Source organism: Sinomonas sp., assembly GCF_036848755.1.
In the GTDB taxonomy this organism is placed as follows: Bacteria; Actinomycetota; Actinomycetes; order Actinomycetales; family Micrococcaceae; genus Sinomonas.
Genome location: NZ_DAIUJO010000057.1, coordinates 1 through 24,543 on the forward strand (window position 1 = coordinate 1; position 24,543 = coordinate 24,543).

The window sequence follows — 24,543 nt, forward strand, 5'->3', positions numbered from 1 at the left end:
CCCGGGATCTCGGGGGTGTAGAAGAGGATGCGGAACACGCCCTCCATCCTAGGCGCCTGCGGTTCCGATCCTTGCGGCCCCTACCTAATGCAGCCCCGTGAGCCGATCTAGTGGAGGCCCGTCAGGAGCCGGGCGAGGGCCGGCACGTAGACGACGTTCGGCTGCGGCCCGGACGCGAGGAAGAACTTGAGCTCGCGGACGAACTTGGAGGCGTTGAGCGGCTCGACCCCTCCCGTCACGCTCCGGTGCACATCGATGACCGGCTGGTGCATGCTGGGGTCCGGAGTCTGGACGAGCACGAAGCCGTGCACGTTGAGCTCTGGGAAGACTTCCTGGAAATACCGCACCTGGCCAGCAAGCAGCGGGGGAGCGGCCGCACGACCGCCGTGCAGGAGGTGGATGCCGTCCCACGCGTAGTTGCCGACCGGAACCAGCATCGAGTCGACCAGTGCGAGCCGGTACCCCGCGAGGACGGCGTGCGCTACGTAGGAGTTGCCGTCGGGTGAGCGGAGGCCGTTGACAAGGCGCGCGGAGGGGATCTCGGCGAGGATGTTGCGGCGGATGAGGGCCGCAGTGCGCTGCTCTCGCTCGATCCGAGCTGCCGCACCGAAGATTCCCCGGCGTCGCGGCTCGCCGTGTTCGGGGCGCCGGGCCAGGTCGCGCGGGAGGAGCGGGACGACGCCCTCCGAGAACGGCGGCTCGTACACGGCCGGTTCGCCGGCGAGGTTTCGCTGGGGTCGGCTTCCGGCGGCGCGGCGGTGGGCGGTGAAGCCTGGGCTGGCGTACGACGGCGGGCGCGCGCCGCCGTCGTCCGTCCCACCGGGACCAGCGCTCCAGGCGCCGGGGACGGGCTCCTGCTGGGGTGACGCAGCGAAGTAGCTGCGGTTGTACGACTCTCGGCGCTGGGGGTCGGAGAGCACCTCGTACGCGAGGGTCACGCGCCGGAAGTCCGCTGGATCCCCGCCGTGATCGGGGTGATGGACACGGGCGGCCCGGCGATAGGCGGCCTTGATCTCCTGCAGTGAGGCCGTGACGGGGACGCCAAGCACCTCATAGTGGGAGGGCAGGCCGGACGTCATGGCTCAATCCTAGGCGGCGCGGGTTCTGGCCGTTCGCAAGCCGGACTGCGGCCTACAGTGGAAGGGTGTCCGTGTATCTTGACCACGCCGCCACGACTCCCGTGACGCCCCACGCGCTCGCTGCGTTCACCGAGCAGGCCGCGCGGGGTGGCAACCCGTCTTCCCTCCACGCTGCAGGCCAGAGGGCGCGCCGCGCGCTCGAGGACGCACGCGAGTCGCTCGCAGCATCGCTCGGCGCCCATCCTTCCGAGGTGGTCTTCACTTCGGGAGGCACGGAGGCCGACAACCTTGCGGTCAAGGGGCTCTTCTGGTCACGTCGGGACGCGGATCCGCGTCGTACCCGCATCCTCTGCTCGAGCGTCGAGCATCACGCCGTCATGGACACCGTCGAATGGCTCGAACGGCACGAGGGCGCGGAAGCGGTCTGGCTCCCGAGCGACCCCGGGGGGATCACGGATCTCGACGCCGTCCGCGCCGAGCTCGAGCGCGATGCCGAGAGCGTTGCTCTCGTGGCCGTCATGTGGGCCAACAACGAGGTAGGGGCGCTCCAACCCGTGGCCGAGATCGCCGCGCTCGCCGCCGAACACGGCATCCCGGTGCACTCGGACGCGGTCCAGGCGTTCGGCCACGTGGGGGTCGACTTCGCTTCCTCAGGGCTCGCGACGATGGCCGTGAGCGGACACAAGATCGGAGCGCCGGTAGGCGTGGGCGCCCTCGTCGTCCGGCGGGATGCAACGGTCACCCCGGTTCAGCATGGGGGCGGCCAGCAGCGCGGCCTCCGTTCCGGGACCCTCGATGCGGCCGGCGCCTCGGCGTTCGCTGCCGCGGCGGCCGACGCCGTCGGCCGGCTGGGGCTGGAGATGCCGCGCCTCACCGCACTTCGGGACCGGCTCGTCGAAGGCGTCCGCGCAGCGGTCCCCGATGCTCGCCTGAGCGGCCCGTCCGACGCCGCGCTCCGGCTCCCGGGAATCGCCCACTTCACCTTCCCCGGGTGCGAAGGCGATTCCCTTCTCTTCCTGCTCGACATGATGGGCGTCGAGGCTTCGACCGGCTCGGCGTGCACGGCGGGCGTCCCGCGGCCCTCGCACGTCCTGCTCGCGATGGGCCTGAGCGAGGCCGAAGCTCGGGGCGCCCAGCGATTCAGCCTCGGCTGGTCGTCGACCGAGGCGGACGTCGAGGCGCTCCTCGCCGTCGTCGGCCGCGCATTCGAGCAGGCCCGCCAAGCAGGGATGGCCGGGCACGAGAGCGGGATCAGGACGGCGTCGACGCGCTAGGCAGGGAACGCCCGCAGCTCAGCCCACGAGTTCCGCGAGCGGCACGTCCGGGTCCGCGAGACGCGCCTCGTCGACGACGGTTCGCGAGGCGATGAGCGCTTTGAGGGCCTTCTGTGAACGCGGTGCGTTGACGTTCATCGCCGCGACGACCTGCCCGTCGCGGAGCCAGAACGCGACGAAGCCCTCGAGCCCCGATTCGACGGTCTCGATCGAGCCGCGGAGTACAAGCTTCGCGCCACGGGCTCGTTGCGTGTACCCGGAGTATTCGAGGCTGACGCCGAACTGGTCTGTGTAGAAGTAGGGCGCGATGTCGAGAGCCGCAGGGAGCCCGAGCATCGACTTCGCGGCCACCTTGCCGCCGTTGAGGGCGTTGGACCAGTGCTCGCTGCGCACATGGTCTCCCGTGAAGGGCTGGAGCGAGTTGGCGACGTCGCCTGCCGCGAATACTCCTTCCGCGGAGCTGCGGAGCGACGCGTCCACGACGATACCGTTTCCGATGAGCAGACCCGCACCCTGCGCCAGGGCCGTGTCGGGGACGACGCCGACGGCGACGAGTACGAGGTCCGCGCCCAGACGCTCCCCGGCGTCGGTGACGAGGCAGCGGACACAGCCGGCGTTGTCGGCCGCCAGCGCGTCGCTGGAGGCCTTGAGCTCGACCGGATGCGCCCGCACTCGGAAATCGACCCCCTCTGCCTCGTGCAGCCTGCGGAAGTAGTCTCCAAGCTCGGGCTCGAGCTGCCCCAGGGGCGTCCTGGCCCGCCCGACCACGGTGACCTCGTTGCCGTAAGTCCGGGCGGCCGCCGCAACCTCCATGCCAATCCAGCCTGAGCCCACAATCACGACGCGCTTCCCGCCCTCCGCGAGCTGGGACCGCAGCGCGAGTGAGTCCTCGAAGCGACGCAACGTCACGACGCCTTCGAGCTGGGCGCCGGGCACGCCGAGCGTGCGCGGCTGCGCTCCGGTCGCAAGCAGGAGGGCGCGGTAGTGGAGGAGCTCCCCGTTCGCGAGCGCGGCGACCCGGGCGGCAGGTAGAACCTGGCTCACAGTCTGGCCGAGGCGGAGCTCGACGCCGTTCTCGGCGTACCAGCCCGCAGGGTTGACGGCGGTGTCCTCCTCAGTGGCCTTGCCGAGCAGGAATTCCTTCGAGAGAGGCGGGCGCAGATACGGTTCGCGGTGTTCCGTCCCGACGATCGTGATGGGGCCGTCCCAGCCCTCGGAACGGAGGGCCTTGGCGGCGCTCGCGGCCGCGAGGCCGCCGCCGGCGATCACCATGCCGTGCTCGTCCATGAGCATCCTCCTCGCGGAGCCGTCGCAGGGCCCGACTCGAGCCGACTGGCCCCCGTCGCTAGAATAGACCGGTGCGAGTTCTGGCAGCCATGAGTGGGGGAGTGGATTCGGCCGTCGCCGCTGCCCGCGCCGTCGAGGCCGGCCACGACGTCGTCGGCGTCCATCTCGCCCTCTCCCGGATGCCCGGCACCCTCCGCACCGGCAGCCGCGGCTGCTGCACGATCGAGGACTCGAACGATGCCTGGCGGGCGTGCGACAAGCTCGGGATCCCGTTCTACGTGTGGGACTTCTCCGAGCGGTTCAAAGCGGACGTCGTCGATGACTTCGTCGCGGAATACGCTGCGGGGCGAACCCCCAACCCCTGCATGCGCTGCAACGAGCGGATCAAGTTCGCTGCCCTCCTCGAGAAGGCGCTGGCTCTCGGCTTCGATGCCGTCTGCACCGGCCATTACGCCAAGGTGGTCCGCGATGCCGCCGGAAATCCTGAGCTCCATCGGGCTGCTGACTGGGCCAAGGACCAGTCCTACGTCCTCGGCGTCCTGACTCGCGAGCAGCTTGAGCATTGCCTCTTCCCGCTTGCGGATACGCCCTCGAAGGCCGAGGTCCGGGCGGAGGCCGAGCGGCGCGGGCTCTCCGTCGCGAAGAAGCCTGACAGCCACGACATCTGCTTCATCTCCGACGGCGACACCCGCGGATGGCTTGCCGACAAGATCGAGATGGCTCCGGGGGACATCCTCGACGAGGCCGGACAGAAGGTCGGCGAGCACGACGGCGCGAACGCCTTCACCGTCGGCCAGCGCCGCGGCCTCCGCCTCGGGCGTCCCGCTCCCGACGGCAAGCCCAGATTCGTCCTCGAAGTGCGGCCCAAGGACAACACGGTCGTCGTAGGCCCCGAGCAGCTCCTGGCGGTGGACGAGATCCGTGGGATCCGCATTTCCTGGGCCGGCGTTCCGCTCGCCGAGGCCGCTTCGGGGGAGGAATTCGTGTGCGCGGCGCAGGTCCGCGCGCACGGCGATGCGCTCTCGGCGAGGGCGCGCGTGGTCCTAGCCGGAGGGGCGCAGGGCGCGGAGAGCGACGAGGGCGCGGAGAGCGACGAGGGCGCGGACGACGGCGAACTTGTCGTTACGCTCGACGAGCCCCTCCGGGGGGTCGCGCCCGGGCAGACGATCGTGCTGTATCAGGGGACGCGGGTACTGGGTCAGGCGACCATCGACGCCGCGCGCTCGCTGTCGCGCCCGGCTCTTTGACCCCTCCCGGAACCCTCGAATCCGACCCGTCGCGGCCCTTCGAATTTCTCCGGCCGTCTATCTTCTCTTCGCTTCGAGGACAGCTTGACTGGCCTAGCCTGCGGTTGCCCCATCCCGCACCCTAGGAGTCCAAGTGAACCTGAAACGTCGGTCGTGCCGCTTCTCCTCCCGCCTGGCTTCCGGCTCCGCCGCCGCCCTTCTCGCCCTCGGCTGCGCCGCCGTCGGCCTCGGGTCGACGCCCGCGTCGGCCGAGGCTGCCCCGCAGTCCACGGCCGGCGAGTCCGGGGCGTTCAGCTTCGCCGTCATCGGGGACACGCCCTATGGCTCCGCTGCCCTCGCGCAGTTCCCGCAGAACATCGCGGCGCTCAACGCCGATCCGTCGCTCGATTTCGTGGTGCACGTCGGCGACATCAAGAACGGTTCGTCCGTCTGCTCGGACCAGTACTTCAACCAGATCAAGGCGGACTTCGATCAGTTCACGCACCCGCTCGTCTACGCCCCCGGTGACAACGAGTGGACCGACTGCCACCGGGCCAACAACGGTGCGTACAATCCGCTCGAGCGGCTCGCGAAGCTCCGCGAGATCTTCTTCGCCCAGCCTGGCAAGACGCTCGGCGCGACTATGCCCGTGAAGACCCAGGCCTCGCTCGGCCTCCCCGAGGACGTTTCCTTCACCCGCAACCGGGTGGATTTCGCCGCAGTCAACGTGCCGGGCAGCAACAATTCGATGCTTCCGTGGACGGGCCTCGGCGACACGTCCCCGACCCCTGAGCAGGTAGCCGAAGTGCACCACCGGACGGATGCCGTGATCGCGGAGATCAGGCAGACCTTCGACGCAGCCCGCCAGCGCCACGACCGCAGCGTGGTGGTCCTCCAGCAGGCGGACATGTTCGATCCGACCTACAACGTGCCGTGGAGCGACATCAGCGCGTTCACCCCCATCGTGCAGACCCTGATCGATGAGGCCTCGGCCTTCGACGGCACGGTCTACCTCTTCAACGGTGACAGCCATGTCTACAACGTGGACCGTCCGCTCTCCGCTGGCTCAGCGTGGCTCGCGAAGTATGGCGTGTCGGGCCACGCGGACAACCTGCAGCGCATCACGGTCGACGGGGCCGGGAACGCGAACAACTACCTCCGGGTGACGGTCAGCCCCAACGGGGTGGCGGGAGCGGGCCAGCCGGTCCTGAGCTGGCAGAAGGTGCCCTACACCGGCTGATGCCTGCACGGGTCGCGCACCCAGGACGACGACGGCGGGCGCCCCGCCGTCGTCGTGTCCTGGCATCTTTTCGGGCTGTGGCGCGGGAAGATGTGAATCTATCGTTTCAATCTCCTCAAACGAGGCTTTCACGTCTGCGAAAACGTGATTGAATGCTGTGTGCACTCGGGCTGTGCGCTGCATCACACGCGGCGCGAGCCCAGAACCTCGAAGAGAAGGTCACCAAACCCCATGCGCAAGACCACCTCAGCCGTACGGAGCGCCATCGTGCTCCTTGGCATCTCTGCGCTGGCTCTGACGGGCTGCACCGGCCCGTCCGGAGGCAGTTCGGCCCAGAGCGGCTCGTCGGGCGGCGGCCCGATCACCGTCGGAACGACCGACAAGGTCACGTTCCTCGATCCCGCGGGCTCCTACGACAACGGCTCGTTCATGGTCATGAACCAGATCTATCCGTTCGTCATGAACTCGAAGCCCGGCAGCGCCGATCCCCAGCCCGACATCGCGACGTCGGCCTCGTTCACGTCCCCCACGGTCTACACGGTCAAGCTCAAGAGCGGCCTCAAGTGGGCCAACGGCGATGCGCTCGATTCGACCGACGTGAAGTTCTCCTTCGACCGCCAGCTCAAGATCAACGACCCCAACGGTCCCGCCTCGCTTCTGGACAACCTCGCGAGCGTCGACGCCCCGGATCCGACCACAGTCGTCTTCCACCTGAAGCAGGGCAACGACCAGACGTTCCCCCAGGTGCTCTCGAGCCCGGCCGGTCCGATCGTCGATCACAACGTGTTCCCTGCTGACAAGGTGATGAACGACGACGACATCATCTCGAAGAAGGCGTTCGCCGGTCCGTACACGATCACGACCTACCAGAAGAACCAGCTCGTCTCCTTCAAGGCGAACCCGGACTACCAGGGCATCCTCGGCAAGCCCGCGACGGACACCGTCAACCTCAAGTACTACGCAGACTCGAACAACCTCAAGCTGGACGTCCAGCAGGGCAACATCGATGTGGCGTGGCGGTCGCTGACCGCGACCGACGTGGACAGCCTCGCGAAGGATTCCAAGGTCAAGGTCTACAAGGGACCGGGCGGCGAGATCCGCTACATCGTGTTCAACTTCGACACGATGCCGTACGGCGCGAAGACCCCGAACGCCGATCCCGCCAAGGCCCTGGCGGTCAGGCAGGCAATGGCCGATCTCGTCGACCGCGACGCGATCGCGCAGCAGGTCTACAAGGGCACGTACACGCCGCTCTACTCGTACGTCCCGGACGGCTTCCCCGGTGCCACGCAGCCGCTCAAGGCCATGTATGGCGACGGCAACGGCAAGCCGAGCACGGACAAGGCGAAGCAGGCCCTGCAGGCGGCCGGCGTCCAGACGCCGCTGTCCATCAACCTCCAGTACAACCCGGACCACTACGGGACGTCCTCGGGCGACGAGTACGCCCTGGTCAAGCAGCAGCTTGAGGCCTCGGGCCTGTTCAAGGTCAACCTCCAGTCCACCGAGTGGGTCACCTACTCGAAGGACCGCACCAAGGACGTCTACCCGATGTACCAGCTCGGCTGGTTCCCGGACTTCTCGGATCCGGACAACTACCTGACGCCGTTCTTCACCGAGAACAACTTCCTGAAGAACCACTACTCGAACACGACCGTCCAGGACCTCATCTCCAAGGAGGCCACGAACCCGGACAAGTCGTCGCGCGAGCAGCAGATCGGCCAGATCCAAGACGACGTAGCGAAGGACCTCGCGACGCTGCCGCTCCTCCAGGGAGCGCAGATCGCCGTGGCCGGAACGAGCGTCAAGGGCGTCGACACGACGCTGGACCCGTCGTTCAAGTTCCGCCTCGGCGTGCTCAGCAAGTAACCGGCCTACAGCCCACCCAATGCAGCGGCGGGATGCGACAGCGTCCCGCCGCTGCTGTGCGGAGGAACACCCCGCGAAGGAACACCCCCAATGACTGCACTCACAGAGACGCCCCCAGAGGCCGTCGGCGTACCCGCCCCGGCCGCCAAGCGCAAGGGCGGCGGACTTACGACCTACCTCATCATCCGTTTCCTGCTGATCTTCCCCACAATCCTGATCCTCGTGACCATGGTCTTCTTCCTCATGAGGATCACGGGAGACCCGATCACGGCCGCTCTCGGCGGCCGCCTCCCGGCGGATCAGCTCGCCATACGCATCCACGAGGCCGGCTATGACCGTCCGATCCTCGTCCAGTACTTCGAGTACCTCGGCCAGATCTTCACCGGCAACTTCGGCAGGACGATCTCGGACAACCGCGCCGTGACCGAAATGCTCGCGACGTTCGGCACGGCGACCCTCGAGCTGGCGATCAACGCCGTCGTCGTCGCCCTCATCATCGGCATCCCGCTCGGAATGATCGCGGCGCACCGCAGGGACAAGACGCCCGACGCCGTGCTCCGGATCTTCGCCATCCTGAGCTACGCGACCCCCGTGTTCTTTGCCGGCCTGCTGCTCAAGCTCATCTTCTCGGTCTGGCTCGGCTGGCTGCCCGTCGCGGGCCGTGCCTCGACCTCGACCGAGATCGCACTCACGAGCCTTGCGGCACCCACGGGCATCTACTGGCTCGACGCCCTCCGCAGCGGGAACCTCGCGGCGTTCTGGGATGTCGAGGCCCACTCGATCCTCCCGGCGCTCGCGCTCGGCCTGCTCACGGCCGGCGTGTTCCTTCGGCTCGTCCGCACGAACCTCATCGGCACGCTCGGCCGCGACTACGTCGAGGCCGGACGCTCACGCGGAGTGAGTGAGTTCCGCCTCGTGACGCGGCACGCATACAAGCCCGCGCTCATCCCGATCATCACCGTGATGGGGCTGCAGATCGCGCTCCTGCTCGGCGGCGCGGTGCTGACCGAGACCACGTTCGAATGGAAGGGGCTCGGCTTCCAGCTCGCCCAATACCTCACGGCGCGCGACTTCGTCGCGGTGCAGGGCATTGTCGTCCTGCTCGCCGTCATTGTGGCCGTGACCAACTTCATCGTGGACGTCGTCGCCGCGCTGATCGACCCGAGGGTGAGGTACTGATGACCACGCAGACCCTGCCGCAGCTCGAGCGCCGCGAGCCGCTCTGGACACGACTGCCCGTTCTCTCCCACCTCCGCAACAGTGTGGGCCTCCAGCGCGGAATGCTCATCGCGGGCCTCGTGCTCACGGCGGTCTTCCTCCTGATGGCTCTCCTCGCACCGCTCGTGGCCCCGTACGGCTTCTCCCAGATCTCGGACGCGAGCGGGGACTTCCCCACGCAGGATCCGCCGAGCGCAAAGCACATCTGGGGTACGACCGTCGGCGGCTTCGACGTGTTCTCCCGCGTCGTGTGGGGCTCCCAGACCGCGGTGCTCGTCATCGTCGTCGCCGTCGCCCTCTCGATCTTCGCCGGCGTCGCCCTTGGGCTCGTCTCGGGCTACATCGGCGGATGGCTCGACCGCATCCTGGTCGTCGTCGCGGACGCCGTGTATGCCTTCCCGTCGCTCCTCGTGGCGATTGTCATGTCGATCGTGATCAGCCACGGGCAGTCGAGCCTGTGGGGCGGCATCCTCGCGGCCGCGATCTCGATCACCGTCGTGTTCATCCCGCAGTACTTCCGGGTCGTGCGGGCGGAGGCCATCCGACTCAAGGCCGAGCCGTTCGTCGAATCGGCCATGGTTCTCGGGGCGTCCAGCTGGCGGATCATGGCGCGGCACATCTTCCGCAACGCGACGCGCAGCATCCCGCTCATCTTCACCCTCAACGCCTCCGAGGCGATCCTGACCCTCGCGGGCCTCGGGTTCCTCGGCTTCGGGATCGAGCCGACGAGCGCTGCCGAGTGGGGCTTCGACCTCAACAAGGCCATCAGCGATGTCACGGCCGGCATCTGGTGGACAGGGGTCTTCCCCGGTCTTGCGATCGTGCTGACCGTGCTCGGGCTCACCTTGGTGGGCGAGAGCATGAACGACCTCGCCGACTCCCGGCTCCGCACGCGCGGACGGGGACGCAAGCAGCGCACGACGACGGCGGGCAGCGGCGCGTCGAAGGCACCGGAGGCGGGTGCCGCCCTGGGGGGCCAGACCGGCCTAGGAGGCCAGACGGGCCTGGAAGCGCCACGAGAGCAGGAAGGAGGCCAGTCATGAGCGAGCAGCTTGCTGTGCGCCCTGCGGTCCCCGCGGAGACCGTGTTGGACATCGACGACCTCGAGGTGTCGTTTGCAACCGACGCAGGCGAGGTCCGCGCCGTCCGCGGCGTGAGCCTTGAAGTCCGGGCCGGAGAGGTCGTGGCCGTCGTCGGCGAGTCCGGTTCCGGCAAGACCGTGACGGCCAAGACCATCCTCGGGCTCCTGCCCGAAACCGCCACGAGCTCGGGAGCGGTGGTGATCAAGGGTCAGAACGTCGTCTCGCTCACGCCCGCGAAACTGCGCGAGCTGCGCGGGCGCGACGTCGCCATGGTGTTCCAAGAACCGTCGACGGCGCTCAATCCCGTGTTCACGGTGGGGTGGCAGATCATGGAGGGCATCCGTGCCCACCACACGCGGCAGGGCCACAGGGTCACCCGGAAGGAAGCCCGCGAGCGGGCCGTGGAGGCCTTGCGCAAGGTGGGGATCCCCGATCCGGACAAGCGCGTGGACTACTACCCGCACCAGTTCTCGGGAGGGCAGAAGCAGCGCGTTGTCATCGCTGCGGCCCTCGCGCTCGACCCCGAGCTCATCGTGGCGGACGAGCCGACGACGGCGCTCGACGTGACCGTCCAGGCCGAGATCCTCGAGCTCCTCCGTGATCTCCGGGACCTCTACGGCACGTCGATCGTGCTCATCACCCACAACATGGGGGTCGTCGCGGATCTCGCAGACCGCGTCGTCGTCATGTACCAGGGCGAGGTGGTCGAGGAAGCGCCGGTCCGCAAGCTCTTCGCCGAGCCGCGCGAGGACTACACTCGCCGGCTCCTTGCCGCCGTACCGCACTTGGGCCGCGACTCCGCGTCCCAGGGGGCTACCGAACGGCTCCACCAGGACGGCGAGGTTCTGGTCCGGGCCGAGGGGCTCGAGATCGTCTACCCGGGCCGGCTTGGCTCCCCGGCGTTCCGGGCCGTGGAAGGGGTCTCGTTCACGGTGTCGGCCGGCGAGGTGTTCGGACTGGTCGGCGAATCCGGGTCGGGCAAGACGACGATCGGCCGGGCCATCGCTGGGCTGAACCGTGCCACGGGCGGAAGCCTCAAGGTGCTCGGCCACGAGATGGTGGGCTTCCGCGAGCGAGCGTTCCGGCCGCTCCGCAAGGACATCGGCTTCGTCTTCCAGGACCCGGCGGCCTCGTTCAATCCGCAGCTCACGATCGGCGAATGCGTCGCGGAACCGCTCGTTGTGCACCTCCGCCTGCAGGGCGCTCAGCTCCGCCGGCGCGTCGGCGAGCTCCTCGAGTCCGTGCAGCTCCCGGCGTCCTACGCGTCGAGATACCCGCATGAGCTCTCGGGCGGCCAGCGTCAGCGTGCCTCGCTCGCCCGGGCGCTCGCGCTCGAGCCGCGCCTCCTCGTCGCGGACGAGCCGACCTCGGCCCTCGACGTCTCGGTCCAGGCCAAGGTGCTCGAGCTGTTCCGCGAGATTCAGGCCGAACTCGGCTTCGCAGCCCTGTTCATCAGCCACGATCTCGCGGTCGTGGACCAGCTGAGCCACTGGGTCGGCGTGCTCTACAAGGGGCGACTCGTCGAGCAGGGGATCGGCAGCCGCGTCATGAACGATCCCCACGACGCCTACACGAAGCGGCTCATCGCGTCGCTCCCGGTCCCGGACCCGGTTGAGCAGGCAGAGCGCCGCGAGGCGCACCGGGCACTCCTGGGCGGCTGAGGGTCAGGACCCGCCAGCAAAGGACGACGACGGCGGCTCCCGCCGTCGTCGTCCTTTGATGCCTGCTCGGCAAACTAGACTTGCCTTCATGACCGAGCAGCCCCGTGACGACGTCCGCCCCGGATCGGCCGAGATCGAAGCCGAAGAGGAATACGACCCGACCGCGAGCTCCCTCAAGGGCTCTGTGGACCCGGCCGTCATGCAGGAGCTCCTCTCCATCCGTTCGAGCATCGACAACTTCGATGCGACCCTCGTCTTCCTTCTGGCTGAGCGGTTCAAGGTGACCCAGCGGGTCGGATGGCTCAAGGCGAAGCACCATCTGCCGCCCGCCGACCCTGACCGCGAGGCTGCGCAGATCGCCCGCCTCCGCCGTCTCGCTGAGGAGGCGCAGCTCGACCCGGCCTTCGCCGAGAAGTTCCTCAACTTCATCATCAGCGAAGTCATCCGCCACCATCAGGCGATCTCGGAGGATCACCACGCCCGCCAGAACCCGGACCTCTCGACGGATGGGCCCGCGAACGGGGCCCTTCACGCGGACGAGGCCTGACGGATGTCCCCTGAGGCACCGGGCCGGGCCCAGTCCACCCGCCCTGGCCAGGTCACGGCCACTGCTCTGGGGGAGTGGCCCGGCACGGACCCGGTCGAGGCGGAGAAGGCGATTCGCGGCGAGCTGGGCACCCCGCACCTGCCCTTCCTCGCCGAGCTGCCGGCGCGCGGGGTGGGCTCAGACCCCGTGGGACGGACTGCGAGCCTCCTCGTGGATCTGTACGCCGACGTCCAGCCGCACGGTTGGAGACTCGTGGAACGCCCGGGGCGCGATGCGTCACGGGCCGCATCAGCGCTCGCAACGGACCTCAATGTCCTTGCCGACGTGGTCGGCGCCGAGGAAGCGCATGCGGACGAGCTCCAAGTGCGGATCGTAGGCCCGCTGAGCCTGATGGCCGGTCTGTATCTCCACAACGGAGAGCGGGTGCTCGCCGACGCCGGAGCGCGTCGGGACGTCGCGGACTCGCTTGCCGCGGGCGTCGCGGGATTCCTCGCGCGCGCTGGCGCCGCGGCGCCGGGCGCGAGGCTCACAGTGCAGGTTGCCGAACCCGACGCGGCTCAGGTCCTCGCGGGTCTCCTCCCGACCGCGAGCGGCTACCGGACGTTGCGGGCCATGCCGGCGGCCGAGGCAAGGGCCGTGTGGTCGGGGCTTGTGGAGGCCCTGCGCACGGGCGGGGCCGAGAAGGTCGTCGTTCAGACACCGGCCTGGGAGGCGCCGATCGAGCGCATCCTCGAAGCCGGCGCGGACGGCGTCGCACTCCCCGTCGATTCGCTGAGCGTCCCGCAATGGGAATCACTCGCGGGTGCCGTCGAGGGAGGCGCAAGCGTGTGGCTCGGCGTCCTTCCGCTCGACGCCCCCCAGGGGACGGCCACGCACGCTCTCGCCGAGCGGCTGCTCCGCCCCTGGCGTCAGCTCGGGCTGCCGGAGCGCGCCCTCGGCGCGGTCCGGGTTACCCCGGCGAGCAGCCTCATCGACCTTTCGCCGGAGCGGGCGACGGCGGCCCTCGCCCGCCTCGTGAAGCTCGCCGACGCGGTGAACCAGCTCGCGTTCGGCTGAGACCGGCCCTTTCAGTCCGGGTCGCGGGAGCGCTGCCTACTCGTCGGCAGCCTGCCCCCGTCGGCGCAGATGCGCCTCGGTGAGCGCGTCCATCTCGTCGTCGCTCAGCTCGTCGAAGCTTCTGGCCTCGCGCCGGTCGCTCCGACTGAAGCGTACGAACATGAGGATGATGAGCGGGAGATCGACGACCTCGGCGATGAACCAGAGGAGGTCGCCGGCGAGTTGCTGGTCTCGGATAGGGGACGGGAACCACCCGGGGGCGCCGGCCGACCACTGGGTCACCCCGTCGAGCACCGTGTCGTTGAGCCGGAGCGCGATGCCGGGAACAGCGTCTGCCAGTAGCTCGATGAACACGTAGACGAACTCGAGCATGATGAAGCTCGAGGTCCGCTGGAACCCCTCGGCCTCGGTGATGGGGAGTGCGAGGAGGAATCCGAGGACAGGAACCGCGACGCTCAGCACCCCGCTGACGAGGGGATCGGCACGGTACGTGTTCAGCAGAGGCGTGAGGAAGGTCAGGAAGAACGCGAGTCCGAGGATCGGTGCGATGAACGCGTTTCCGAGGATTCGAAGGGGCCGGCTCGCCATGACTGCGTCGAGCCGCGTGCGCCCGCGATCGTTGAGGGCGGCCCGAGCGAGGCCGAGCGGCCGCCCGAGTCCCGCCAGAGGGGGCAGCACGAAGAAGAGCATCGCGAGTTTGAGCGTGAAGGCCCAGCGGAGCTCGCGGCCGAAGGCACCGGTGAACGCACACGTGAACACGAGGTACGCGGCGATGCCGAAGGTGTAGAAGCAGAGCACGCGCCAGAGGGGCCAATGCTCGCCGCGTCGGCGGGCCGAACGGAGTCCCACGCCGTAGAGCACGGCGGCCGCCAGCGCTAGCGCTACGGCAGCGGGGTCGAACGCGACGGCTGTCAGGAGGGTGGAGACGGGTGGCACTCTGACGATTGTAGGCCACGCGCCCGTGGCTGAGCCGGGTGCTCGGGCACAGCCGCATTCATGCGGAGACTAGAATGGAACAGCGCACGGGCGGGCGTGCCTGAACGGCCCGCGGCCGAATGTGCGGGAAAGTGGAAAGCATGAAGGCACGCATTCTGGTTGTAGACGACGACGAGGCCCTCGCCGAGATGATCGGCATCGTGTTGCGCAATGACGGCTTCGAGCCGGTCTTCTGCGCGGACGGGGCAGAGGCCCTCGACGTCTACCGTGCGCAGAAGCCGGACCTCGTGCTCCTTGATCTCATGCTCCCTGGGCTGGACGGGATCGAGGTGTGCCGCCGGATCCGTGCCGAGTCGGACGTGCCCATCGTCATGCTCACCGCCAAGTCGGACACCTCCGACGTCGTGCGTGGACTCGAATCCGGTGCCGACGACTACGTGCCGAAGCCGTTCAAACCGGCCGAACTCGTTGCGCGCGTTCGCGCGCGGCTCCGCCCGGGGGAGGCCAAGACCCCGGAAACCCTCCGGATCGGGGACGTCTCGATCGATGTCGCGGGCCACACGGTGCGGCGCGGCGACGCGCCCATCGCCCTCACCCCGCTCGAGTTCGACCTGCTCGTCGCGCTCGCCCGGAAGCCGTGGCAGGTGTTCACGCGCGAGCTTCTGCTCGAACAAGTCTGGGGCTACCGGCATGCTGCCGACACTCGGCTCGTTAACGTCCACGTACAGCGCCTGCGCTCGAAGATCGAGCGTGACCCCGAGGCACCCGAAATCGTCCTGACCGTCCGGGGCGTCGGCTACAAGGCCGGGACTTAGTCCGAGGCAGCAATGGAACAGCAGGAGGACCGCTGGGCACGGGCACGTGACGTCGCGCGCCGTGCGCAGCGCCGCGGTGCGCTCGCGGCCCGGCGCGGGCGGATCGCGGCCGCCCGGTTGCGCCGCGGCGCCCGCCGGTATCTCCGCCGCCTGCTGCGTATCCCGGGGCGGCTCCGCTCGGCCTTCACCCGCCGCTGGCGACGCTCGCTGCAGTTCCGCACGGTGCTCATCACGCTCGTCCTCGGATGCGCCTCGATCTTCGGGGTGGGGATCTATCTGTCCAACCAGATCGCCAACAGCCTGTTCCAGGAACGCCTCACCCAAGCCGAGGTCCAGACGCGCCAGAGCGTCACCCAGGTTCAGGAGACGTTCGACGGCGCGCAGGTCACCGACCAGCAGGGCGTCCTGAAGCTCGTCAATGACACACTCGCCACGCTCGAGGCCCGTGACTCGGGCACGCCGCGCCAGTACGTCTTCCTGGCCGTCCCGAACCAGGACCAGCCGCGCAACCAGTGGGTCGACAGCCGCGCGTCCTATCTCAGGACCGAGAACGACATTCCGCAGTCGCTGCGCGAGGCCGTCGAGGGCTCGCAGCAGTCGCAGCAGTTCTGGGAGTCCATCCCGCTCACGGTCGACAACACGATCCATCCCGCGATCGCGGTGGGCAACAAGGTCACTTTCGGCGGGACGGTGTATGAGCTGTACCTCCTGTACGACATCCAGTCGGCACAGGAGACGCTCGACGAGATGCAGAACGTCCTGTGGTTTGGCGGCGTCTTCCTCATCCTGTTGATCGGCGCGATCGTGTGGATCGTGACCCGGAGCCTCGTGAGCCCGGTGAGCCACGCGGCGGCGGTGTCCGAGAAGCTCGCGGCCGGCCAGCTCGAGGAGCGCATGGCGGTCGAGGGCGAGGACGAGGTGGCGCGCCTTGCGAAGTCCTTCAACCACATGGCGACAAGCCTCCAGGAGCAGATCAACCAGCTTGCCGCGCTGTCGCAGATGCAGCAGCGATTCGTCTCGGACGTGTCCCACGAGCTGAGGACTCCGCTCACGACGGTGCGCATGGCGGCTGAGGTGCTCTACGACGCGCGCGAGCAGTTCGATCCCGTCAACAAGCGGTCGGCCGAGCTCCTCTACAACCAGGTCGAGCGCTTCCAGGCGCTTCTCAACGATCTCCTCGAGATCTCGAGGTTCGACGCGGGAGCCGCGCGCCTCGACGTCGAACCGCAGGACATCGTCGCGGTGGTGCGCGCGGTCATCGAGACCGCGGCCCCCATCGCCGTCTCCTGCGGGTCCGAGGTTCGGCTCTACGCACGGTCCGGGAGCATCGTCGTGGACATGGACGCGCGACGCATCGAACGTGTGCTGCGCAACCTCCTCCTCAACGCGCTGGAGCATGGCGAGGGCAAGCCGGTGGAGATCTTCGTCGCAGCCAACGCCGACGCAGTGGGCGTTTCGGTGCGCGACCACGGGATTGGGATGTCCCCCTCAGAGGCCGCACGCGTCTTCGACCGGTTCTGGCGTGCCGATCCGGCGCGGGCACGCAAGACGGGCGGATCGGGCCTGGGCCTGTCCATCGCCACCGAGGACGTCAAGCTGCACAACGGCTGGCTCCAGGCCTGGGGGCGGCGGGGAGAAGGCTCGTGCTTCCGGCTCACGCTGCCCCTGCACTCCGGCGGCGCGATCGTCGAATCGCCCGTGGCCCTCGAGCCGGGCGGCTCTCTTCCGCTTGTCCGGGGGGCGACACGGGACGTCGTCGTTGGCGCCACTGCGCTGCGAAACGCCGGAACACCCCACATCGGGACCGCGCCCCTAGCAGGCACCCCGCGCGCCGAAGCACCCCGGGAATTCGGAGGCCGAACGCCATGACCGACCTGTCGCCGTCGCCCGTGATCCGGGGCGGCGGGCGCGTTGCCAGAGCGGTCCGCTGGGCCGCCCTCGTTGTCGTTGCGCTCCTCACGGCCGTGGGCTGTGCCCAGATCCCTACGGCCGGCCCTGTCGGCACGAGTAACGACGGCGGTTCGGCGATCGGGAACGCGCCCCAGTACATCCCGCCCGGACCACAGACGGGGGCGTCGCCCCAGTCGATCATCGAGGGCTTCTTCAACGCCGGATCTGGATACCAGAACGACTTCACGGTCGCGCGGCAATTCCTTGCGCCTGCGAATGCGGTGTCGTGGAAGCCGAGCCAGCGGACGCTCGTGTACCGGGGCAGCGCGACGGTAGTTCCGGCCGGGCGGCCGAACGCCTACCGCTACGAGCTCGATGTCGCCTATTCCGTCGATCAGGACGGGATCATGACGCAGTACCCGCCCGGGACGAAGCAGTCGATCGACGTGGAGCTCACGCAGGTCGATGGGCAGTGGCGGCTCTCCAAGATCCCCGACGGGACGGTGATCCCCGAGGAGACGTTCAAGGTCCTCTACCGGGCGTTCTCGATCTACTTCTTCGACCCCACGTTCACCGTCCTCGTCCCAGACGCCCGGTGGTTCATCGACAATTCCGGCATCGCGAAGTCGCTCGTGAGCGCCCTCATCGCGGGCCCCGCACCGTATCTCAAGCCAGCGGTGGCGAGCGCCTTCCCTGCGGGGATCCAACTCGAACGCGAGTCCGTCCCGATCGTCGGCAACGTCGCCCAAGTCGATCTGACGCCTGAACTGCGGGACGCATCGTTCACTGACCGGCAGCGCATGCACAGTCAGCTTCTGCGGACGTTCGCGGCGCTGCCGTCGGTAGGGGAAGTGTCGCTGAGGACCAACCAGACCGAGGTGGCGATCCAGGACCCCTCGGCCCCGCGCCCGCCGGACCCGCTCGTGGATCCGAAGGTTCCCTCATGGCAGGTCGGCATCGCCGGCGGCCAGCTGGTGCAGTACGGCTCGAAGCAGGCCTCCAAGATCGACGGCCTCGCCTCGGTCTCGCAGCTGGACCCTTCGGATCCCGCCGCTGCCGCCTCGCAGCACGTCTACGCGTTCCTCGGCGATGACGGGAGGAGCCTGTACTCCATCGTCCCGGGTCAGCCAGCGCGGCTTCTGGATTCGGGGCAGTCCTTCGCGCCGCCCTCGATCGCGCCCGATGACTGGGTGTGGTCCGCAGCCCCGGACCCGGGCGGCGGCGCGGGGAAGGTCATCGCCTTCAAGCCAGTCGGCACCCCGCAGAACGCGGCCCCGCCGCACGCCACCGTGTCGGCGCCGTGGCTCGCCGGCCGCGCGGTGACGTCGCTGCGCGTCTCTCGCGACGGTGTGCGCGCTCTGGTCCTCTCCGAGGCCGACGGCCAGACCCTCCTCCAAGTCTCCGGCATCGTCCGCGGATCGGACGGCACCCCGCAATCGCTGACGAACCCGATCACCCTCCCGGTCACGGCCAAGAACCCGAGCGTCGCGCTGTGGGTGGACGAGACGACCATCGTCGTCTCCGAGACCTCGTCCACCGCCCAGGTGGCCCCTGAGCTCGTGAGCCTTCAGGGCGACGAGCCCCGCCAGATCTCTCCGTTGACTGGCATCCAGTCCCTCTCGGCAGGCAACGGCGATTCCGCGATCTACGCCATGACGCCGGACGGCATCTATCTCCTCGTCCGTACCTCCTGGACCGAGCAAGGCAAAGGGGCTTCTCAGCTCGCCTTCCCAGGCTGAGCGGTCTGCGGACAGGAGGTCGGCGGCGTGCCGGGTCCTCCAGTGCTCCTCCCCACGACTCCTGCGGCGTGTCGTCCACACCGCGGTGATCCTTCCTTCGGTGGGCGCCCCGCTTGAGGAATGGTGAGGAGATGACCAGTCCCTCGCGCCACGCGGCTCCCGTGACCGGATTCCTGCGGCGGTCCCTGATGATGGCGGGACGAGCCGCCGCGGCCTTTCTTTCGCTCGTGGTGCCCGTGGAGTGTGCGGCTTGCTGCGCCCCGGACAGCGTTCTGTGCCCAGCCTGCGCTCGGAGTCTGCGGCGGGCGACGGCGGTGCCGGCCCGATGCGAAGAGCTCGCCCCCGCGCTCCTCGAGTACGACGGCGGCGTCCTCGTGGCCGCGGTGGCGGCGGGGCTGTATCGCGGCGAGCTCGCACAGTCTCTGCTTGCCTACAAGCGGCACGGAGCCCCTGGCCTGAGGGCCGAGTTGGCTGCCGCTCTGGGCCGTGCGCTGCGCGCCGCCCTCGGGGAACGCTGCTCGGGACCGGAGATCTGGCTGGTGCCGGTGCCCACGAGCACGCCGGCCTATCTGCGCAGGGGCTTCGACCCGGTCCATGACCTTCTTCGGTGGCTCGTCCGGCACCGACTCCTCGTACTGAACGCGCGGTACGTACGGGTGCTCCGCCGCCGCCCGGCACGGCCCTGGGCCACCCTGCAAAAGGCAACGGCCTCCCTCGTCTCGCGCGCGGGAGGTGGCCAGAAAGGGCTGGGCCGCAGGGACCGAAGGGCGCGCCTCGCCGGGAGCTTTCGCGCGCAGGTGCCCCGGAGGGCGATCCGCGACGGCCCGGTGGCAGGCCGACGCGTCGTCATCGTCGACGACGTGTTGACGACAGGGGCCACCCTCCGCGAGGCGGCCCGGGCTCTGGAGGACATAGGCGCCGTCGTGGTCGGCGCGGTTGTCGTCGCCGTCGTCCCAGGAAGCGGTCGCGTGAACGGGCCTTTTGACGCTAGGAGCGGACAAGAAGTGAATTTCAGGGCAAGAAGGGGTGTGCAAACGGTGACGATCAACTAACGTCGGTACTAGGTTCCAGGCTGAGGGGAACCTCTCGATAGCGGCTCAAGAAAGGGGCTCGACTGTCAAGCAGCGGCCCCCACGAGCCCCCATCGGGCTGACCGAGTAGTCTTCTGGAGGGCACCATGGAGTTCAAGATCAGCGGGCGCAACCTGACTGTGTCGGACCGGTTCCGCGAGTACGCCAGCGAGAAGCTCGAGAAGATCGAGAACCTGGCCGACAAGGTGCAGCGCGTCGACGCCAAGTGCTCGAAGCAGACCAGCACCCGTTCAGGAGGCGACCAGCTCACCGTTGAACTCACAGTCACGGGGCGTGGCCCGGTGATCCGAGCGGAGGCTACTGCCCCGGACAAGTTCGCGGCCTTCGATCTTGCCTATGGAAAGCTCCTTGAACGGTTGAGGCGGGTGAAGGACAGGCGGAAGGTCCATCACGGCAAACACACGCCGATCGCCGTCAAGACGGCGACGGCGTCCCTCCCCGTCGTCAGCGGGAGCACGCCGATCTACGCCGGGGAAGCCACTCAGGCGCAGGACTCTCCGAATGAGCCCGACAGCACCTCGCCCTACGAGGTGGAGAACGACATTCCGGCGGGGGACTCGCCCGTCCTGATCCGCCGCAAGGTGTTCCCCGCCGCGACTCTCACGCTCGACGACGCGGTTGACAACATGGAGCTCGTCGGCCATGACTTCTACCTGTTCATCGACGCCGAGACCAATACGCCTTCGGTCGTGTACCGTCGTCGCGGGTGGACGTACGGCGTGATCAGCCTCGATCAGGCCTGCGAGCCAGGCAAGGCCGCGGTCGAGGACCGCATCCTTGCCTACCGTTCAGACGATGAAGGAGCCGTCGTCCACTGACGGCGCACGGAGGGAGAGCTGGTGGGCGCTGCCCTGAGCCTTTCACAGGCCCGACGCATCGCCCTCTCGGCACAAGGACTCATTGGACCACGGCCCAAGGCCCCCGCGACGGCGAGGGCCTTGGGCCGTACCTTTGAGAGGCTCCAGCTGGTCCAGATTGATTCGGTCAACGTGCTCGTCCGGAGCCACTATCTGCCGTTCTTCTCACGACTCGGCTCGTATGACAGGGAGAGCCTCGACCGCATGTCCTCGCGGAGCCCCCGGCGGATGGTGGAGTACTGGGCGCACGAGGCGAGCTTCATCAGGCCAGAGCACTTCGAGGCTCTCCGACTCTGGCAGAAGCGGGATTGGGTCGGTGCTTCGAGCCTCGCGCCCGAGGTCAGGGACGAGCTGACAGAGCGGATCCTGACCCTGTTGGCATCCAGCCGTCCGCTGACGGCGGCTCAGCTCACCCAGCGGCTAGGGCACGTCGAAGAGCGGCGCACCGATAACTGGGGCTGGAACTGGAATGCTGTCAAGCGCGTCGTCAGCCATCTCTTCGAACAGGGCATCGTGAGCTCCGCCGGCCGAACGGCGTCGTTCGAGCGGCGTTATGCGCTCACTGCCAACGTCCTGCCGCCAGGGAACCTCACCGGCCGCTCGCAGGACGACCCGAGCGTGAGGCTGGATCGGGACGAAGCGGCCCTCGCCTTGACCCGCGCGGCGCTCCGCGCCCACGGCATCGGAACCGTCCGGTGCTTCGCAGACTACTTCCGCCTTCCGATGAAGGCGACCGAGGCTGCGTTGGGGGAGCTTGTCCGCACAGGCGAGGCGGAGCCCGTTGAGGTCCGCGGCTGGGGCCACACGCTCTTCAAAGACGCGGCGGCAGGCATCCCGAGGTCTGCTGGGGGAAGGGCGCTGCTGAGCCCCTTCGATTCCCTTGTCTTCGAGCGACGCCGGCTCGAGAAGCTCTACGGCTTTCACTACCGGATCGAGATCTACACCCCCGCGGAGCGTCGGAGATACGGCTACTACGTGCTGCCGTTCCTGCTCGGCGAGACGATGGCCGCCAGAGTCGATCTCAAGGCGGACCGGACGAGCGGCGTCCTTCTTGTCCACGCGGTTCACGGCGAGCCGGACGCTCCGGCCGAGACCGCCGTCGAGCTCGCACAGGAGCTGCGCCTCCTCGCCGACTGGCTCCAGCTCGACGACATCAGGGTCGCAGACGAGGGAAGCCTCGCCTTGCCCGTGGCCAGGGCGCTCGGGAACCCAGATACGCGGCGACGCGTGTCTCCCGTAGACTGAAAGCCGCCCGCAGTACACGGCGTTGCGGGCTCACGCCATTGACAAGGGAGCGAAAGCCACGTGGCAAACCTTCTCGAAAAACTCCTCCGGACCGGTGACCGCCGGATCCTGAAGCAGCTTCGCGTCTACGTCGACGCGACCAATGCTCTCGAGGAAGAGTTCAAGGGATTCACGGATGCCGAGCTCCGCGAGGAGACCGACCGGCTCAAGGCACGCTATGAGGACGGCGAGAAGCTCGACGACCTCATCCCCGAGGCTTTCGCCGCCGTCAGGGAGGCGGCGGGCCGCACGCTCGGCATGCGGCACTTCGACGTTCAGCTCATGGGCGGTGCCGCGCTGCACCTCGGGAATATCGCCGAGATGAAGACCGGTGAAGGCAAGACCCTCGTAGCCACCGCTCCGGCCTACCTCAACGCGCTCACGGGCAAGGGCGTCCATGTCGTGACCGTCAACGACTACCTCGCCGAGTACCAGTCCGAGCTCATGGGACGCGTGTACCGCTTCCTCGGCGTCTCGAGCGGCTGCATCCTGGCGAACATGGACCCTGCTGCCCGCCGGAAGCAGTACGAAGCCGAGATCACCTACGGAACGAACAACGAGTTCGGGTTCGACTACCTCCGCGACAACATGGCGTGGGACAAGAACGAGCTCGTCCAGCGCGGGCACCACTTCGCCATCGTCGACGAAGTCGACTCGATCCTGATCGACGAGGCCCGTACCCCGCTGATCATCTCGGGACCCGCTCAGGGTGATGCCAACCGCTGGTACTCAGAGTTCGCCAAGATCGCCTTGCGGCTCGGCGAGGGTGACTACGAGGTCGACGAGAAGAAGCGCACCGTCGGCGTCCTCGAACCCGGCATCGAGAAGGTAGAGGACTACCTCGGCATCCACAACCTCTACGAGTCGGCGAACACTCCGCTCATCGGCTTCCTCAACAACGCGATCAAGGCGAAGGAGCTCTTCAAGCGCGACAAGGACTATGTCGTGCTCGACGGCGAGGTGCTCATTGTCGACGAGCACACCGGTCGCATCCTTCCGGGACGCAGGTACAACGAGGGCATGCACCAGGCGATCGAGGCCAAGGAAGGCGTCGAGATCAAGGCCGAGAACCAGACTCTCGCGACGATCACCCTTCAGAACTACTTCCGCCTGTACGAGAAGCTTTCGGGCATGACGGGTACGGCCGAGACCGAGGCCGCAGAGTTCATGAGCACCTACAAGCTCGGAGTGGTTCCCATTCCGACGAACAAGCCGATGGCCCGCGTCGACCAGTCCGACCTCGTCTACAAGAACGAGGTGGTGAAGTTCGATGCAGTCGTCAAGGACATCTCCCGCCGGAACGCAAAGGGCCAGCCGGTTCTCGTGGGGACGACGAGCGTCGAGAAGAGCGAGTACCTCTCCCAGGCTCTGGCGAAGGCGGGCGTGCGGCACGAGGTGCTCAACGCGAAGAACCACGCCCGCGAGGCCGCGATCGTGGCGCAGGCGGGCCGCAAGGGGGCCGTGACGGTAGCCACCAACATGGCCGGCCGTGGCACCGACATCATGCTCGGCGGCAACGCCGAGTTCATGGCCGTTGCAGAACTGGCCTCTCGCGGACTCGATCCGGAGGAGGATTCGGAGGCCTACGAGACGGCGTGGCCGGGCGCACTCGAGGAGGCCCAGAAGGCGGTCAGAGAGGAGCACGACGAGGTTCTCGAGCTGGGCGGCCTCTACGTGCTCGGTACCGAGCGCCACGAGTCTCGGCGCATCGACAATCAGCTGCGCGGCCGCTCGGGCCGTCAGGGCGACCCGGGCGAATCCCGGTTCTACCTCTCGCTCACGGACGACCTCATGCGCCTCTTCGGCACTGGGGGCGCGGAACGCCTCATGGCAAGCAGCCTGCCGGACGAGACTCCTCTGGAGTCGAAGCTCGTCTCGCGCGCGATTCAGTCCGCCCAGGCGCAGGTCGAGGGCCGAAACGCCGAGCAGCGCAAGAATGTGCTCAAGTACGACGACGTCCTCAACCGCCAGCGTGAAGCGATCTACGGCGACCGGCGTCGGATCCTCGAGGGCGACGACCTGCACGAGAAGGTCCAGTTCTTCATCGAGGACACGCTCGCAGCAATGATCGAATCCGCGACGGCCGAGGGCAACGGCGACGACTGGGACTTCCACGGCTTGTGGAACAACCTGCGCACCCTGTACCCGGTAACGATCACGCCTCAGGACATCATCGAGGAGGCGGGCGGCAAGGCACGCGTGACCGTCGACATGCTCAAGGAGGAGATCCTCTCCGACGCCAAGCTCGTCTACCAGCGACGCGAAGAGGAAATCGGCTCCGACAATATGCGCGAGCTCGAGCGAAGGGTCGTTCTGTCCGTCATCGGGCGGAAGTGGCAGGAGCACCTCTACGAGATGGACTACCTCAAGGAGGGCATCGGCCTGCGCGCCATGG

The 24,543-nt window shown here is 68.1% G+C and carries 19 protein-coding genes; 16 read left to right on the forward strand and 3 right to left on the reverse strand.

What is annotated here, in order from left to right:
• Window positions 1-107 precede the first annotated feature (107 nt).
• Entirely contained in the window at window positions 108-1,079 is a 972-nt protein-coding gene (locus V7053_RS10755) for a J domain-containing protein (protein ID WP_334172277.1), read from the reverse strand.
• Window positions 1,080-1,144: 65 nt separating this feature from the next.
• On the opposite strand from V7053_RS10755, the gene V7053_RS10760 reads away from it, so the two are divergent.
• Complete coding sequence (locus V7053_RS10760; RefSeq protein WP_334172278.1) at window positions 1,145-2,353, forward strand: cysteine desulfurase family protein; 1,209 nt, start codon at window positions 1,145-1,147, stop codon at window positions 2,351-2,353.
• Window positions 2,354-2,371: 18 nt separating this feature from the next.
• On the opposite strand, the gene V7053_RS10765 is transcribed toward V7053_RS10760, so the two are convergent.
• Window positions 2,372-3,640, reverse strand: coding sequence for an NAD(P)/FAD-dependent oxidoreductase (locus V7053_RS10765; RefSeq protein WP_334172279.1), 1,269 nt, complete (start codon window positions 3,638-3,640; stop codon window positions 2,372-2,374).
• 71 nt (window positions 3,641-3,711) lie between these two features.
• Between V7053_RS10765 and mnmA the strand changes: the two genes are divergently transcribed.
• The 8 genes from mnmA (at window position 3,712) to V7053_RS10805 (ending at window position 13,536) form a co-directional block, all read left to right on the forward strand.
• A complete protein-coding gene (gene mnmA / locus V7053_RS10770; RefSeq protein ID WP_334172280.1) occupies window positions 3,712-4,887 on the forward strand; it encodes a tRNA 2-thiouridine(34) synthase MnmA in 1,176 nt (391 codons plus the stop codon).
• A 133-nt stretch (window positions 4,888-5,020) separates the two neighbouring features.
• A complete protein-coding gene (locus V7053_RS10775; RefSeq protein ID WP_334172281.1) occupies window positions 5,021-6,106 on the forward strand; it encodes a metallophosphoesterase family protein in 1,086 nt (361 codons plus the stop codon).
• Window positions 6,107-6,337: 231 nt separating this feature from the next.
• Complete coding sequence (locus tag V7053_RS10780; RefSeq protein ID WP_334172282.1) at window positions 6,338-7,972, forward strand: ABC transporter substrate-binding protein; 1,635 nt, start codon at window positions 6,338-6,340, stop codon at window positions 7,970-7,972.
• Between the two features lie 90 nt (window positions 7,973-8,062).
• Complete coding sequence (locus V7053_RS10785) at window positions 8,063-9,151, forward strand: ABC transporter permease (RefSeq protein WP_334172283.1); 1,089 nt, start codon at window positions 8,063-8,065, stop codon at window positions 9,149-9,151.
• A complete protein-coding gene (locus tag V7053_RS10790; RefSeq protein WP_334172284.1) occupies window positions 9,151-10,233 on the forward strand; it encodes an ABC transporter permease in 1,083 nt (360 codons plus the stop codon). Before V7053_RS10785 ends, V7053_RS10790 begins: the two co-directional genes overlap by 1 nt.
• A complete protein-coding gene (locus V7053_RS10795) occupies window positions 10,230-11,933 on the forward strand; it encodes an ABC transporter ATP-binding protein (protein ID WP_334172285.1) in 1,704 nt (567 codons plus the stop codon). The genes V7053_RS10790 and V7053_RS10795 overlap by 4 nt, the downstream gene beginning before the upstream one ends.
• Window positions 11,934-12,021: 88 nt before the next feature.
• Window positions 12,022-12,480, forward strand: a complete 459-nt coding sequence (locus V7053_RS10800; protein ID WP_334172286.1) for a chorismate mutase — start codon at window positions 12,022-12,024, stop codon at window positions 12,478-12,480.
• Between the two features lie 3 nt (window positions 12,481-12,483).
• Window positions 12,484-13,536: a hypothetical protein gene (locus tag V7053_RS10805; protein WP_334172287.1), complete on the forward strand. Its 1,053-nt coding sequence runs from the start codon at window positions 12,484-12,486 to the stop codon at window positions 13,534-13,536.
• 36 nt (window positions 13,537-13,572) lie between these two features.
• Here the strand turns inward: V7053_RS10805 and V7053_RS10810 are convergent, their stop codons facing one another.
• Window positions 13,573-14,472, reverse strand: a complete 900-nt coding sequence (locus tag V7053_RS10810) for a cytochrome c oxidase assembly protein (RefSeq protein WP_334172288.1) — start codon at window positions 14,470-14,472, stop codon at window positions 13,573-13,575.
• 140 nt (window positions 14,473-14,612) lie between these two features.
• On the opposite strand from V7053_RS10810, the gene mtrA reads away from it, so the two are divergent.
• The 7 genes from mtrA to secA form a co-directional block, all read left to right on the forward strand.
• Entirely contained in the window at window positions 14,613-15,287 is a 675-nt protein-coding gene (mtrA, locus tag V7053_RS10815; RefSeq protein WP_334172289.1) for an MtrAB system response regulator MtrA, read from the forward strand.
• Window positions 15,288-15,299: 12 nt separating this feature from the next.
• Window positions 15,300-17,156 carry an MtrAB system histidine kinase MtrB gene (mtrB, locus tag V7053_RS10820; protein WP_334172290.1) on the forward strand — a complete coding sequence of 619 codons (1,857 nt, stop codon included), beginning with the start codon at window positions 15,300-15,302 and terminating at the stop codon, window positions 17,154-17,156.
• Window positions 17,153-18,916: an LpqB family beta-propeller domain-containing protein gene (locus V7053_RS10825; RefSeq protein WP_334172291.1), complete on the forward strand. Its 1,764-nt coding sequence runs from the start codon at window positions 17,153-17,155 to the stop codon at window positions 18,914-18,916. The genes mtrB and V7053_RS10825 overlap by 4 nt, the downstream gene beginning before the upstream one ends.
• 314 nt (window positions 18,917-19,230) lie before the next feature.
• The gene (locus V7053_RS10830) at window positions 19,231-19,968 is read left to right on the forward strand and encodes a ComF family protein (RefSeq protein ID WP_334172292.1); all 738 of its coding nucleotides are present in this window, start codon (window positions 19,231-19,233) and stop codon (window positions 19,966-19,968) included.
• A 125-nt stretch (window positions 19,969-20,093) separates the two neighbouring features.
• On the forward strand, window positions 20,094-20,825 hold the full coding sequence (gene hpf, locus V7053_RS10835; RefSeq protein ID WP_334172293.1) for a ribosome hibernation-promoting factor, HPF/YfiA family: 732 nt from the start codon (window positions 20,094-20,096) through the stop codon (window positions 20,823-20,825).
• A 21-nt stretch (window positions 20,826-20,846) separates the two neighbouring features.
• Entirely contained in the window at window positions 20,847-22,109 is a 1,263-nt protein-coding gene (locus tag V7053_RS10840; RefSeq protein ID WP_334172294.1) for a winged helix-turn-helix domain-containing protein, read from the forward strand.
• A 60-nt stretch (window positions 22,110-22,169) separates the two neighbouring features.
• Window positions 22,170-24,543 (forward strand): preprotein translocase subunit SecA (secA, locus tag V7053_RS10845; RefSeq protein ID WP_334172295.1); only part of this gene is annotated, 2,374 nt, incomplete at its 3' end.